General features: G+C 72.1%; 10 protein-coding genes. 4 read left to right on the top strand and 6 right to left on the bottom strand.

Going from position 1 to position 14,250, the window contains the following annotated elements:
* Positions 1-605 precede the first annotated feature (605 nt).
* The 3 genes from BU198_RS02490 to BU198_RS02480 all read left to right on the top strand — a co-directional run bounded on the left by BU198_RS02490 (position 606) and on the right by BU198_RS02480 (position 5,748).
* Positions 606-1,784, top strand: coding sequence for an ROK family transcriptional regulator (locus BU198_RS02490; protein WP_188295151.1), 1,179 nt, complete (start codon positions 606-608; stop codon positions 1,782-1,784).
* A gap of 372 nt (positions 1,785-2,156) precedes the next feature.
* Entirely contained in the window at positions 2,157-4,061 is a 1,905-nt protein-coding gene (gene dxs / locus BU198_RS02485; protein WP_188295150.1) for a 1-deoxy-D-xylulose-5-phosphate synthase, read from the top strand.
* A gap of 160 nt (positions 4,062-4,221) precedes the next feature.
* Positions 4,222-5,748: an ArnT family glycosyltransferase gene (locus tag BU198_RS02480; RefSeq protein ID WP_317619932.1), complete on the top strand. Its 1,527-nt coding sequence runs from the start codon at positions 4,222-4,224 to the stop codon at positions 5,746-5,748.
* A gap of 104 nt (positions 5,749-5,852) precedes the next feature.
* Here BU198_RS02480 and BU198_RS02475 read toward each other — a convergent pair whose 3' ends face one another.
* The 5 genes from BU198_RS02475 to BU198_RS02455 form a co-directional block, all read right to left on the bottom strand.
* Positions 5,853-8,000, bottom strand: a complete 2,148-nt coding sequence (locus tag BU198_RS02475; protein WP_188295149.1) for a 3-hydroxyacyl-CoA dehydrogenase NAD-binding domain-containing protein — start codon at positions 7,998-8,000, stop codon at positions 5,853-5,855.
* 2 nt (positions 8,001-8,002) lie between these two features.
* Entirely contained in the window at positions 8,003-9,223 is a 1,221-nt protein-coding gene (locus BU198_RS02470) for a thiolase family protein (RefSeq protein ID WP_188295148.1), read from the bottom strand.
* Between the two features lie 267 nt (positions 9,224-9,490).
* On the bottom strand, positions 9,491-10,732 hold the full coding sequence (locus BU198_RS02465; protein WP_188295147.1) for a ribonuclease D: 1,242 nt from the start codon (positions 10,730-10,732) through the stop codon (positions 9,491-9,493).
* A gap of 337 nt (positions 10,733-11,069) precedes the next feature.
* The gene (locus tag BU198_RS02460; RefSeq protein WP_049651279.1) at positions 11,070-11,786 is read right to left on the bottom strand and encodes a response regulator transcription factor; all 717 of its coding nucleotides are present in this window, start codon (positions 11,784-11,786) and stop codon (positions 11,070-11,072) included.
* Between the two features lie 321 nt (positions 11,787-12,107).
* Positions 12,108-12,770 (bottom strand): DUF3000 domain-containing protein, encoded by a 663-nt coding sequence (locus tag BU198_RS02455; protein ID WP_188295146.1) that lies wholly within the window; start codon positions 12,768-12,770, stop codon positions 12,108-12,110.
* A 145-nt stretch (positions 12,771-12,915) separates the two neighbouring features.
* Between BU198_RS02455 and hemE the strand changes: the two genes are divergently transcribed.
* Positions 12,916-14,019, top strand: a complete 1,104-nt coding sequence (gene hemE, locus BU198_RS02450; RefSeq protein WP_188295145.1) for a uroporphyrinogen decarboxylase — start codon at positions 12,916-12,918, stop codon at positions 14,017-14,019.
* 41 nt (positions 14,020-14,060) lie between these two features.
* Here hemE and BU198_RS02445 read toward each other — a convergent pair.
* Positions 14,061-14,250, bottom strand: a 190-nt coding sequence (locus BU198_RS02445; RefSeq protein WP_188295144.1) for a DUF523 domain-containing protein, incomplete at its 5' end; no start/stop codon positions are given.

Genomic DNA, 14,250 nt, shown 5'->3' with positions numbered 1-14,250 from the left:
CTCGACGAAGGAGCCGCGCAGGGCGAGGTCCTCCACCGGGTAGCCGGTGAGGGCCATCTCGGGGAAGGCGACCAGCTGCGCGCCCGCGGGCGCGGCCTGCCCGGGGACGGCGGCGCCGTCGAGCTGAGTCATCTGGTCCGCGACGGCGGCCGGATCCACCCCGCTGCCTGGCGGGCGCCCGAACGAGACGCCCCGGTTGTCCTGCGGACCGTTGCCGGGCGTTTCGCCTGCCCCCGGCGTAGGGTGATCCCCTGCCATCTGATTCCCCGTCATGTCTGGAAGCGTCCCCCCGGCGGAACCGTCCACGGTTTCGGGAGGGACGGGTGAGAATTGGACACCATGGTAGTGGTGTGCCGTTTTCGGCTGCCGCCAGGACCGCTGAACCCCGTCCTCGCAGGCCCGGGCCGTGCAACACCTTCACCCGTCGGTCACCGCGCCCCCACCTCCGCGCCCCGCGTCCCCGCCCGCGCCCGTCCGCGCGCCCCCCGTGCCCCGTGTGCACCCGCCCGCCCCGGCCGGGATCCCCGGCCAGGCCCCCGGGCCTTACCCTTCAGGAGTTGAAGGGGACGCCCGGCGGAGGGGTCCCCGCCCTGGGAGGGTGGATCATGCCGACGGACACACCGGGCTCGCAGTCGTCCCTGCACCGGGCGAACCTGGAACGGGTGCTCCGCGCGGTGCGGATGGCCGGATCGCTGACCCAGGCCGAGATCGCCCGCGGCACCGGCCTGTCCGCGGCCACCGTGTCCAACATCGTGCGGGAGTTGAAGGAGAGCGGCACCGTCGTGGTCGCCGACACCTCTTCCGGCGGCCGGCGCGCCCGCAGCGTCTCGCTCAGCGGGGACGCCGGGATCGTGGTCGGCATCGATTTCGGCCACACCCACCTGCGCGTCGCGGTCGGCAACCTGGCCCACCGGGTGCTGGCCGAGGAGAGCGCGCCGATCGACGTGGACGTCTCCGCCCAGCAGGGCTTCGACCGGGCCGAGGCGATGGTCGAGCGGCTGCTGGCGCAGGCCGGGTTCCGCCCGGAGAAGGTGATCGGCGTCGGCCTCGGCGTACCGGGCCCGATCGACGTGGAGACCGGCGCGCTCGGCTCCACCGCGATCCTGCCCGGCTGGACGGGCATCGCCCCCGGCCGGGAGCTGGGCGAGCGGCTCGGCATGCCGGTTCACGTGGACAACGACGCCAACCTGGGCGCGCTCGGCGAGCTGGTCTGGGGCGCCGGCCGCGGACTGAGCGACCTCGCGTACATCAAGGTCGCCAGCGGTGTCGGCGCCGGCCTGGTGGTGAACGGCCAGATCTACCGCGGCCCCGGCGGCACCGCGGGTGAGATCGGGCACATCACCCTGGACGAGGCCGGGCCGGTCTGCCGCTGCGGCAACCGCGGCTGCCTGGAGACCTTCGTCGGTTCCCGCTACCTGCTCTCCCTGCTCGCCCCCACCCTCGGCCAGGGCCTCAGCCTGACCCGGGTGGTCGAGCTGGCCCACCAGGGCGACCTCGGCTGCCGTCGGGTGATCGCCGACGCCGGCCGGCAGATCGGCACCGGCGTCGCCACCCTGTGCAACCTGCTGAACCCCCGCCGGGTGATCCTCGGCGGGGACCTCGCCGAGGCCGGTGAGCTGGTGCTCGCCCCGATCCGGGACTCGGTGGCCCGCTACGCGATCCCCAGCGCCGCCCGTCAGCTCTCGGTCGTCCCCGGCACTCTCGGCGGCCGGGCCGAAGTGCTCGGCGCGCTGGCCCTGGTGATGAGCGAGATGGGGGAGTCCGGTGCCCTCGGCCGGGCCTGACACCCGTTGTCCGGCAACCGCCGCGGGGTCGGGCCCGAACAGTCACCCCTGAACAGCCGGCCCTGAACAATCACTCCTGAACGGTCGCCTCTGAACGGTCGGTCTCGAATAGTCGATCCTGACTGGTCGATCCCGAATAAATAAGCGTGATCAAACACCTGTGCGTCAACCTGATGTGACTCACATCCCCTGCCCGACCTCCCGGAATGGCGGTAACCGAACGGCGGCACCGGGCGCGCCGCTCGGTGTCCGGGAGGCGGACATTAGACTCGACCGGTCGGCACCGGCCGCGAGCGTCGGCGTGCCGCCGGACCGGGCAGCGACGCCCGTCGGACCGTCCGTGGTCCGCGAACACTGAACGAGGAGGAACGGGTGGCCCTGCTGACCCGCATTCGGGGACCGCGCGATCTCGACCGGCTCACGCCCGGACAGCTGGCCGCGCTGGCCCAGGAGATCCGGACCTTCCTGGTGACCGAGGTCTCGAAGACGGGCGGCCACCTCGGCCCCAACCTCGGCGTGGTGGAGCTCACCATCGCGCTGCACCGGGTCTTCGACTCGCCGCGCGACCGCATCCTCTTCGACACCGGCCACCAGAGCTACGTCCACAAGCTGCTCACCGGCCGCCAGGACTTCTCGCAGCTGCGGACGAAGGGCGGCCTGTCCGGCTATCCGTCCCGCGCCGAGTCCGAGCACGACGTGATCGAGAACTCGCACGCCTCCACCGTGCTCTCGTACGCCGACGGCCTGGCCAAGGCCAACCAGGTGCTGGGCAAGAACGACCCGGTCGTCGCGGTGATCGGCGACGGCGCGCTCACCGGCGGCATGGCCTGGGAGGCGCTCAACAACATCGCCGACGACAAGGACCGCCCGGTCGTCATCGTCGTCAACGACAACGAGCGCTCGTACTCCCCGACCATCGGCGGCATGGCCAACCACCTCGCCACCCTGCGCACCACCCAGGGCTACGAGCGCTTCCTGTCCTGGGGCAAGGACGCGCTCCAGCGCACCCCGGTGGTCGGCCAGCAGCTGTTCGAGACGCTGCACGGCGCCAAGAAGGGCCTCAAGGACTTCATCGCCCCGCAGGGCATGTTCGAGGACCTCGGCCTCAAGTACATCGGCCCGATCGACGGCCACGACCTGACCGCCCTGGAGTCCGCGCTGACCAAGGCGCGCGGCTTCGGCGGCCCGGTGATCGTGCACTGCCTCACCGAGAAGGGCCGCGGCTACCACGCCGCCGAGAACAACGACGAGGACCGCTTCCACGCGGTCGGCGTGATCCACCCGGAGACCGGCCTGCCGATCAAGAGCGCAGGCAAGGACTGGACCTCGGTCTTCGCCGAGGAGATGGTCGCGCTCGGCCACGAGCGCGAGGACATCGTCGGCATCACCGCCGCCATGCTCCACCCGGTGGGCCTGGCCCCGTTCGCCAAGGCCTTCCCGGAGCGCATCTTCGACGTCGGCATCGCCGAGCAGCACGCCGTCACCAGCGCCGCCGGCCTGGCCACCAACGGTCTGCACCCGGTCTTCGCGGTCTACGCGACCTTCCTGAACCGGGCCTTCGACCAGGTCCTGATGGACGTCGCCCTGCACAAGCTGGGCGTCACCTTCGTGCTGGACCGGGCGGGCGTCACCGGTACCGACGGCGCCTCGCACAACGGCATGTGGGACATGTCGATCCTCCAGGTCGTCCCGACCCTGCGGCTGGCCGCCCCGCGCGACGCCGACCAGGTCCGCGCCCAGCTGCGCGAGGCCGTCGAGGTCAAGGACGCCCCGACCGTGGTCCGCTACTCCAAGGGCACGGTCGGCCCGGCCGTCCCCGCGGTCGGCCGGGTCGGCGGCATGGACCTGCTGCGCACCGCCGAGGAGCCCTCCGGCGCCCACCGCGCCGACGTGCTGATCGTCTCGGTCGGCGCGATGGCCACCACCAGCCTGGAGGTCGCCGACCTGCTGGCCGCCCAGGGCATCACCGCCACCGTGGTGGACCCGCGCTGGGTCAAGCCGGTGGACGCGGCCCTGCCGGGCCTGGCCGCCGAGCACCGGGTGGTCGTCACGATCGAGGACAACGGCCGGGTGGGCGGCGTCGGCGCCGCCGTGGCACAGGCGCTGCGGGACGCGGACGTGGATCTGCCGGTGCGCGACTTCGGAATCCCGCAGGAGTTCCTGGACCACGCCAGCCGGAACGAGATCCTGGCCGAGATCGGCCTGAACGCTCCGGACATCGCCCGAAAGGTGACCGCACTGGTCGCCAAGCTGGACGCGGCGCCGGTCAAGGCCTGACCAGCGGGTGTGCGGTCCGCGCGGACTCCGGCCGCCACCCGTTCCGCCGACGACTGTTCGTCGTAACTCCGTAACAGTTCGTCACGAAACAAGCTGACAATCGCATGGAAAGGCGGGACCGGCGCCATGGGCGCCGATCCCGCCCGGTAGGTTGTCAACCGTGCCGACCCCCACCCGCCTCCGCCTCACCGGACTGGCCGAGCGCCTGCCCGAGCGCGTCCTCACCCATGTCCGCAGTGGGTACTGGACCAGGCTGGTGCCGGTGCTCGCGCTGGTCGCACTGCTCACCCACATCCCCTCCTTCGCCCGGCCCGTGTGGAGCCCGGACGAAGGCTTCCTGGCCACCCAGGCGCGGATGCTGGCGGACGGGGGAGTGCTCTACGACACCGTCGTGGACCGCAAACCGCCGTTGCTGCCCTGGCTCTACCAGGCCTGCTTCGCGGTCTTCGGCTCCGCCTCGCTCTGGCCGCTGCGCACCCTGGCGGTGGTGGCCCACCTGGTCACCGCGATCCTGCTGGCCTCGATCGCCCGCGGCCGCTGGGGCAACCGGGCCGGGGCCGGCGCCGGACTGCTCTACCTGCTGGTCTCCATCGGGCTCTCCCCCGAGGACACCCAGGCGGCGACCTTCGAGGTCTTCATGCTGCCCGCCATGGTGGCCGCCTTCCGGTACGCCGAGCGGCGCCGCTGGCTGGCCGCGGGCATCGCGGTCGCCCTGTGCTCACTGACCAAGCAGACCGGCGGCGCGGTGCTGCTGCCGGTGCTCTGGATGCTGTTCCAGGACGCCCGCCGGCGCGGGGTGCGCTGGCCGCCCGCACTGTTCAAGATCGGTTTCGGCTTCACCCTGCCGATAGCGCTGGTCGCGGTGATCCTCACCAAGCCCAAGGGCTTCCTCTTCTGGGTCGTCACCGGCAGCGGGGACTACGCCACCTTCGGCGGTGCCTGGCTCCAGATGCTCGGCCGGGCGCTCGGCAACTCGGCCATCCTGGTCGCGGCAGGCCTCGGCTTCCTGCTCCCGGTCGGGCGGCGGCTCTGGCTGAAGTACCGCCACCGCCCGCTGCCGGTGGCCGGCGAGGAGCACGGCTCGACCACGGACCTGTGGGTCTGGCTGCTCTCCTCGGTCGTCGCGGTCAGCGTGGGCTTCCACTTCTTCGGCCACTACTACCTCCAGCTGATGCCGCCGCTGGTGCTGCTGGGCACCGGGGCGGTCGCCACCTCGGCGGTCCGCTGGAAGCCGGTCCTGCTGTACACCACGGCCGCCGCCACGGTGTTCTGGGGCCTGGCGCTGGCCTGGCCCGGGGAACGGCTCAACCGCACCACCGAGGTCGCCACCGCCGTCGCCAACCAGACCACCCCCAAGGACACCCTGCTGGTCTGGGGCATGCACCCCGAGCTGTACTGGCTGGCCGACCGCAAGCCCGCCACCCGCTACCTGACCGCGGGCTTCCTCACCAACTTCAGCGGCGGCAAGGACGGCAGCCAGAACGTCGGCGAGGATTTCAGCGTCTCCAACGCCTGGCAGACCTTCGACAAGGAACTGGCCAACGGTCTGCCCGAGGTCGTGGTCGACGACTCCGGCATCTCCCCGTACCAGCCCGTCATGGTCCCCCGGATCGAGAACCTGCTGGACACCCACTACGAGATGGTCGGCGTCTTCGCCGACACCGTGGTCTACCGCCTCAAGCACTGAGACCTCCGTACACGGCCACACCCGGGGAGAACCCGGTACACACGGAAGAGCCCCGGTGACCAGCTGGTCACCGGGGCTCCTCCGTGTACGGGGGCCGTTCCCCGCTAGGCGGGAACCGAGGCCACACCGGGGGCGAGGAACGCCTTGCCGTTCACCCGCTCCGAGACGCCCTCACGGTCCAGGTACGGGGTGATCCCGCCCAGGTGGAAGGGCCAGCCGGCACCGGTGATCATGCAGAGGTCGATGTCCTGCGCCTCGGCGACGACACCCTCCTCCAGCATCAGGCCGATCTCCTGCGCCACGGCGTCCAGGGCGCGGGCGCGGACCTGCTCCTCGGTCAGCACCGAGTCGCCGAAGGACAGCAGCTCCAGCACCTCGGGGTCGAGGACCTGCTGCCCGTCCACCCAGGTGTAGAAGCCGCGCTTGCCGGCCTTGACCACCTTGGCGAGGTTCTCGGAGACGGTGAACCGCTCCGGGAAGGCGCCGTGCAGGGTCTCCGAGACGTGCAGCGCGATGGCCGGGCCGACCAGCTCCAGCAGCACGATCGGGGACATCGGCAGGCCGAGCGGCTCGACGGCCTTCTCGACGTCCGCGATCGGGGTGCCCTCGTCGATGATGCCCTGGATCTCGCCCATGAAGCGGGTCAGGATCCGGTTCACCACGAACGCCGGGGCGTCCTTGCACAGCACCGAGGTCTTCTTCAGCTTCTTGGACACCGCGAAGGCGGTGGCCAGCGAGGCGTCGTCGGTCCGCTCGCCGCGGACGATCTCCAGCAGCGGCAGGATCGCGACCGGGTTGAAGAAGTGGAAGCCCACGACCCGCTCGGGGTGCTCCAGCTTCGAGGCCATCTCGGTGACCGACAGCGAGGAGGTGTTGGTCGCCAGCACACAGGTCGGCGAGACCACGTTCTCCAGGTCCGCGAAGACGGCCTGCTTGACGCCCATCTCCTCGAACACGGCCTCGATGACGAAGTCCGCGTCGCCGAAGGCGGCGGCCTTGTCCAGCGAGCCGGAGACCAGGCCCTTGAGGCGGTTGGCCTTGTCCTGGCCGATCCGGCCCTTGCCGAGCAGCTTGTCGATCTCGGCGTGGACGTAGCCGACGCCCTTGTCCACGCGCTCCTGGTCGATGTCGGTGAGGACCACCGGCACCTCCAGACGGCGGGCGAACAGCAGCGCCAGCTGCGAGGCCATCAGGCCGGCGCCGACGACGCCGACCTTGGTGACCGGGCGGGCCAGCGACTTGTCCGGCGCGCCGACCGGGCGCTTGGCCCGGCGCTGCACCAGGTTGAAGGCGTAGATGCCGCTGCGCAGCTCGCCGCTCATGATGAGGTCGGCCAGCACGGCGTCCTCGGCGTCGAAGCCGGCCTGGAGGCTCGCCTTGTCGGCGAGGTCGAAGTCCTTGGCGGCGGCGATGATGTCCAGCGCCTTGTAGGCGGCCGGGGCGGCGCCGTGCACCTTGGCGTCGGCGACCAGACGGCCCCAGGCGACGGCGTCGTCCCAGGCCTTGCCGCGGTCGATCGCCTCGCGCTCGACGACGACGTCGCCCTTGACGACCCTGGCGGCCCAGAGCAGCGACTGCTCCAGGAAGTCGGCCGGCTCGAAGATCGCGTCGGCGATCCCCAGCTCGAACACGTCCTTGCCCTTGAGCTGCTTGTTCTGGTTCATCGAGTTCTCGACGATGACCTTGACGGCCTTACCGGCACCGACCAGGTTCGGCAGGATGGTGCAGCCGCCCCAGGCGGGGACGAGGCCGAGGAAGACCTCGGGCAGCGAGAACGCCGGGACGCCCGCCGACACCGTGCGGTAGTCGCAGTGCAGGCCGACCTCGACGCCGCCTCCCATCGCCGCGCCGTTGTAGAAGGCGAAGGTGGGGACGGGCAGCGCGGCGATCCGCTTGAAGACGTCGTGGCCGCCCTTGCCGATGGCCAGCGCGTCCGCGTGCTCCTTGAGCAGCTCGACGCCCTTGAGGTCGGCGCCGACCGCGAAGATGAACGGCTTGCCGGTGATCGCGGCACCGACGATCGTGCCCTCGGCGGCCTCGGCCTCGACCTGGTCCAGCGCCTCGTTCAGCTTGAGCAGCGAGCCCGGGCCGAAGGTGGTCGGCTTGGTGTGGTCGAAGCCGTTGTCCAGGGTGATCAGCGCCAGCCGGCCGGCCTGGAACGGCAGGTCGAGGTGGCGGACGTGCGCGGTCGTGACGACCTCGCCGGGGAAGAGTCCGGCGCCGTGGGTCAGCAGCTCGGTCGTGGTGCTCATGCTCACTTACCGCCCTCGACGAAGTGGGGGTTCTCCCAGATGACGGTGCCGCCCATGCCGAAGCCGATGCACATCGTGGTGAGGCCGTAGCGGACGTCCGGGCGCTGCTCGAAGCGGCGGGCCAGCTGGTTCATCAGGCGCACGCCGGAGGAGGCCAGCGGGTGGCCGAAGGCGATCGCGCCGCCGTACGGGTTGACCCGCTCGTCGTCGTCCGCGATGCCGTAGTGGTCGAGGAAGGCCAGCACCTGCACGGCGAAGGCCTCGTTGACCTCGAACGCGCCGATGTCGTCGATGGTCAGACCGGCCTTGGCCAGCGCCTTCTCGGTGGCCGGCACCGGGCCGATGCCCATGACCTCGGGCTCGACGCCCGCGAAGGCGTAGGAGACCAGGCGCATCTTGACCGGGAGGCCGAGCTCCTCGGCGACGTCCTCGGCGGCCAGCAGCGAGGCGGTGGCACCGTCGTTCAGACCGGCCGAGTTGCCCGCGGTGATGTTGCCGTGCGGGCGGAACGGGGTCTTCAGACCCGCCAGGTTCTCCATCGTGGTGCCCGGGCGCATCGGCTCGTCCACGGTGGCCAGGCCCCAGCCGGTCTCGCCGACGTCGGGGTTGGTGTTGCGGATCGAGATCGGCACCAGGTCGGGCTGGATGTCGCCGTTGGCGTACGCCTTGGCGGCCTTCTCCTGGGAGCGCACGGCGTAGGCGTCGCAGCGCTCCTTGGTCAGGTGCGGGAAGCGGTCGTGCAGGTTCTCCGCGGTCATGCCCATGAACAGGGCGGACTCGTCGACCAGCTTCTCGGAGACGAAGCGCGGGTTCGGGTCGACGCCCTCGCCCATCGGGTGGCGGCCCATGTGCTCGACACCGCCGGCCACGACCACGTCGTACGCGCCGAAGGCGATGCCGCCGGCGGTGGCGGTCACGGCGGTCAGCGCGCCGGCGCACATGCGGTCGATCGAGTAGCCGGGGACGGACTTCGGCAGCCCGGACAGCAGGGCGGCGGTGCGCCCGATCGTCAGACCCTGGTCGCCGATCTGCGTGGTGGCCGCGATGGCGACCTCGTCGATGCGCTCGACGGGCAGGCTCGGGTTACGGCGCACGAGTTCCCGGATGCACTTGACGACCAGGTCGTCGGCGCGGGTCTCGTGGTAGATGCCCTTCGGGCCTGCCTTGCCGAACGGGGTGCGGACGCCATCGACGAAGACGACGTCCCTCGCGGTACGAGGCACGGGGGCTCTCCTCCCAGGGACCAACAATTCGAGGTGGGCGGGCTGCCGCCGTCGAAGACCCGAGCGGCGCCGCATCACCGTCATGCTACCCGCCGGTAACCAACCTGCCCAGGCCCCACGGAGTGATCGGCCCGTGTGTCCCCGGACACGTTCCCGGCCCCGCCCGACCAGGGACGCTCCTCCCGGGTACGGCGAAGGGGATGTCGCCCGAACGGACGACATCCCCTTCCACGCGTTGCCGGGCCACGATCGGGACCCGCCCCGTGATCAGTCCTGGGCCGCGGCCGCGGCGAACGCGGCGGCCACCGCCGGCGCCACCAGGTCCACCTGCCACTGCCGGGCGCCGAGCCCGCGCAGCGCGAAGGCCACGCTCTCGGGGCCCGGGTCGGTCGGCGGCTGCCAGGACACCCGCCGGACCAGGTCCGGAGTGATCAGGTTCTCGGGCGGCAGGTGGTACCGGTCGGCCAGCTCGCTGACCGCGCTGCGCGCGCCGGACAGCCGGGCGGCGGCCACCGGGTCCTTCTCGGCCCAGGCCCGCGGCGGCGGAGGTCCGTCGTGCGGCGCGGCGGCCGGCGGCAGCAGGTTCTCCGGGATCTCCCGGGCGCGCTGCACGGCGGCCAGCCACTGTTCCAGCTGGCGGCGGTGCACCCGCGGCCCGAAGCCCTGGACGGCCTGCAGGGAGGCGATGTTCAGCGGCATGGCCAGCGCGGCGTTGACGATCGCGGCGTCCGCGAGCACCCGGCCGGGGGAGACGTCGCGCTCCTGCGCCATCCGGTCGCGGGCCAGCCACAGCTCGCGCACCACGGCCAGCTGGCGGCGACGGCGGATCTTGTGCAGCTGCGAGGTGCGGCGCCACGGGTCGTTGCGCGGGGCCGGGCGGGGCGCGGCGGCGATCGAGGCGAACTCCTCCATGGCCCAGCCGAGCTTGCCCTGGGCGTCCAGCTCCTGTTCGAGTGCGTTGCGCAGCTCGACCAGCACCTCGACGTCCAGAGCCGCGTAGCGCAGCCACGGCTCGGGCAGCGGGCGGGTGGACCAGTCGACCGCGGAGTGCTCCTTGGCCAGGCTCAGCCCGAGCACGTTCTCGGTCATCGGCCCGAGGCCGACCCGGGCGAAGCCGGCGATCCGGCCGGCCAGCTCGGTGTCGAACAGCTGCCGGGGTCTCATGCCCACGTCGGCCAGGCAGGGCAGGTCCTGGCTGGCCGCGTGGACCACCCATTCGGCGTCCTCGACGGCCCTGCCGAGCGCGCTGAGATCGGGGCAGGCGATCGGGTCGATCAGGGCGGAGCCGGAACCCGCGCGGCGCAGCTGGATGAGGTAGGCGCGCTGCCCGTAGCGGTATCCGGAGGCCCGTTCGGCGTCGACCGCCACCGGTCCGGTGCCCGCGGCGAAGGCGGAGACGACGGCGGCCAGCGCCTGCTCGTCCGTCACCACGGGCGGGATCCCCTCCCTGGGCTCGAGGAGCGGGACCGGGGCTGCTTCTTCTGGGATGGCTGCTACGGCGTCGGTCACCCCCCAAGGGTACGACGGTCCTCGGGGCCGGGAGTGTTGTCGGACTGGTCAGACTGTTGATCGCCCGCGCCGGGCGTCGGATCTGATCGCCTGTACCGATCGCCTGTACCGATCATCGGATCCGATCGCCCGCGCGCCGTCGGGTCGCGCGCCGTCGAGCCGCCCGGAGCCGGAACCGGAGCCGGAGCCGGACTCGCCGCCGGACCCACCGCCGGACCCGGTGCCCGCGGTCGGCACTCGCCCTCGGGCCGCGGCCGACGGGCTCCCGGTGCAGCGCTGCGGCGGCTGAGGAGGAAACGTTCCTCCTCAGCCGCCGCAGCGGTCCGGAGCGCCCGGATCAGTGAATGATGCCGGTGCGCAGCGCGACCGCGACCATTCCGGCGCGGTCGCCGGTGCCCAGCTTGCGGGCGATCCGGGCGAGGTGGCTCTTCACGGTGAGCGCCGACAGGCCCATCGCCACGCCGATCGCCTTGTTGGACTGACCCTCGGCGACCAGCCGCAGCACCTCGACCTCACGGCCCGACAGCTCGCGGTACGCGGCCTGCTGCGCGCCCGGTGCTCCGGGTGCTCCGGGGGCGCCCGGAGCACCGGCCGCGCCCGGCATGCCCGGCATCCCGGGGCGGCGCATCCGGCCGGCCAGCCCAGCGGCACCGAGCGGCATCCCGGGGCGGCCCGGCATCGCGACGTTCGTCCGGGTACCGGTCACCACATAGCCCTTGACGCCTCCGGCCAGTGCGCTGCGGACCGCGCCGATGTCGTCGGCCGCGGACAGTGCCAGGCCGTTGGGCCAGCCCGCGGCGCGGGTCTCGGCGAGGATGGTCAGCCCGGAGCCGTCGGGAAGATGTACGTCGGCGACACAGATGTCGCGCGGTGTGGAGACCCGGGGACGGGCCTCGGCGATCGAGGACACCTCGATCACGTCCCGGACGCCGAGGGCCCACAGGTGGCGGGTGACGGTGTTTCGGACACGGGGATCGGCGATGACCACCATGGCGGTGGGCTTGGTCGGCCGGTAGGCGACCACGTTTGCGGGGTGCTCAAGAAGGACCGACACCAGGCCTCCTGCGGGGAGTGGCGGACGGAACCCCGATGGGGGCGGTCGGAGTGTTCCGCGTTCGGAAAGGGTCACAGTCTGCTTCGGCAGCAACCGTGCCCGGCTTTAGCGAAAGATCACGATCTAGTGAGTAACAATACGGACAAATCGCGCAAATGATTGATGCGACATGCCTGGTATTCGCACAAAATCGATCAGATTCGGCGCCGATCGGTCGGTATCGACCGGTGAATTGACGTAGAGCGGGTCGGAAGTCACACTCCGTCAGCCCTGGGGGTGGCGTACGGCCGTCGGGTGCCGTCGGGCCGGCGACACCACCCGTCAGTGCGACCGGGGGCGTCGCCGGGCCGGCATCGGAACCACTCCACCGAGTGAAGGAACCTCGGCGGGTCCCTGCGGGGCCGGGGCGGCCGGCGGCAGGCCGGCACTGATGCACAGCAGGTCCGTCCAGGCCGCCAGGTGTCGCTCGAAGCGGCCGTCGGCCGGGGTCCAGGAGGCCCGGATCTCGACCTCGGTCGAGGACGGGCGGTCCGCCAGACCGCCGAAGTACTGGGAGGAGCAGAGGGTCACCGTGCCGGACGGCTCCGCGTACCCGGCGCCGTGCGCCTGGAGCGCGTCCAGCAGCCAGGCCCAGCCGACCTCGGAGAGCATCGGGTCGCCGGCCATCTCCGGTTCCAGCTCGGCCCTGGTCATCGTGACCACCCGGAACTCCCCGTTCCAGGCCTCCTGCCCGGCCGGGTCGTACAGCAGCACCAGCCGGCCGTCCGCCAGTTCCTCGCCGTCCACCTCGACCGAGGCGGTCACCGCGAACGAGTGCGGGGCGAGCCGGCGCGGCGCCGGCGCGGGGGAGAGCTGCACCTCGGGCCGCAGCCTGGCCCCGTCCAGGGCCGCCACCGCCGCCCGGAACTCGCTCGGCGCCCCCTCGCGACCCGTTCCGCCACCTGCTCCGCCACCCTGTGCGGGGTGCCCTCCGACCGCTGCCATGCCTCGAAGACTAGGTCGAAGAACGGGGTTATCGCCGCAACTTCTCTCCCAGCGGCGTGCCGGAACGGCAAACCCGACAGATCTTGGAGGAACCGACGAGCCCGGTCGGGAAACCGGGCTCGGGGCGCGTGCGAAGATTTGAGGCGTGAGCGAGACTACGGCAGACACGACGGCGGCCACCCACGACGGCCCGACCACTCCCGCGCGCCGCGGCGCCGCGCACGACTCCGCGTTCCTGCGCGCCTGCCGGCACGAGCCGGTGCCGCACACGCCGGTGTGGTTCATGCGCCAGGCCGGCCGCTCGCTGCCCGAGTACCTGAAGGTCCGCGAGGGCATCCCCATGCTGGAGTCCTGCATGCGGCCCGAGCTGGTCAAGGAGATCACCCTCCAGCCGGTGCGCCGGCACAAGGTGGACGCGGCGATCTTCTTCAGCGACATCGTGGTGCCGCTCAAGGCCGTCGGCATCGACGTCGACATCAAGCCCGGCGTCGGCCCGGTCATCGCCGACCCGATCCGCACCGTCGAGGACCTGAAGCGGCTGCGCCCGCTGGAGCCGGACGACGTCCCCTACATCACCGAGGCCGTCGGCCTGCTGGTGGACGAGCTCGGCGAGACCCCGCTGATCGGCTTCGCCGGCGCGCCGTACACGCTGGCCAGCTACCTGGTCGAGGGCGGGCCGTCCAAGAACCACGAGAACACCAAGGCCATGATGTACGGGCAGCCCGAGCTGTGGGCCGCCCTGGTGGACCGGCTCGCGGACATCACCTCGACCTTCCTCAAGGTGCAGATCGAGGCCGGCGCGTCGGCGGTCCAGCTGTTCGACTCCTGGGTCGGCGCGCTCGCGCCGGACGACTACCGCCGCTCGGTGATGCCGTCGAGCACCAAGGTCTTCGACGCCGTCGCCGGGTACGGCGTGCCGCGGATCCACTTCGGTGTCGGCACCGGCGAGCTGCTCGGCCTGATGGGCCAGGCCGGCGCGGACATCGTCGGGGTCGACTGGCGGGTGCCGCTGAACGTCGCCGCCGAGCGGGTCGGCCCGGGCAAGGGCCTCCAGGGCAACCTCGACCCGGCGGTGCTGTTCGCGCCCACCAAGGTCGTGGAGACCAAGGCCCGCGAGGTGCTGCACGCCGCCCAGGCGCTCGGCACCAGCGGCCACATCTTCAACCTCGGCCACGGCGTGCTGCCGTCCATGGACCCGGACGCGCTCAGCCGCCTCGTCGCCTTCGTCCACGAGGCCAGCGCGCGCTGACCTCCCGGTGGCGGGCCCAGCCCCGGTGGGGCCGGGGCCCGCTACCCGGCCGAGACCTCGATCCCGGCCCGGCGCAGCAGCGCCGCCGTCACCCCGTCGCCGGGACGCAGCTCCCCGGTGAACGTCCCGTCGTACACCCGGCCGCAGCCGCAGGACGGGCTGCGCGCCATCAGCAGCGCCCGCCTCGCCCCCGCCTGCTCGGCGGCGGCGAGCGCCGCCCGGGCGCCGGCC

Source organism: Streptomyces sp. CBMA156, assembly GCF_014596515.1.
Classification (GTDB): Bacteria; Actinomycetota; Actinomycetes; order Streptomycetales; family Streptomycetaceae; genus Kitasatospora.
This window is presented reverse-complemented; position numbering and strand designations above follow the sequence as displayed.

What these genes read in the sequence shown, in the direction of transcription:
- BU198_RS02490 (WP_188295151.1), top strand. Translation starts at nt 606, where the DNA reads ATGCCGACGGACACACCGGGCTCGCAGTCGTCCCTGCACCGGGCGAAC.
- BU198_RS02455 (WP_188295146.1), bottom strand. Translation starts at nt 12,770, where the DNA reads ATGGCAGCGGTCGGAGGGCACCCCGCACAGGGTGGCGGAGCAGGTGGC.
- BU198_RS02475 (WP_188295149.1), bottom strand. Translation starts at nt 8,000, where the DNA reads ATGAGCACCACGACCGAGCTGCTGACCCACGGCGCCGGACTCTTCCCC.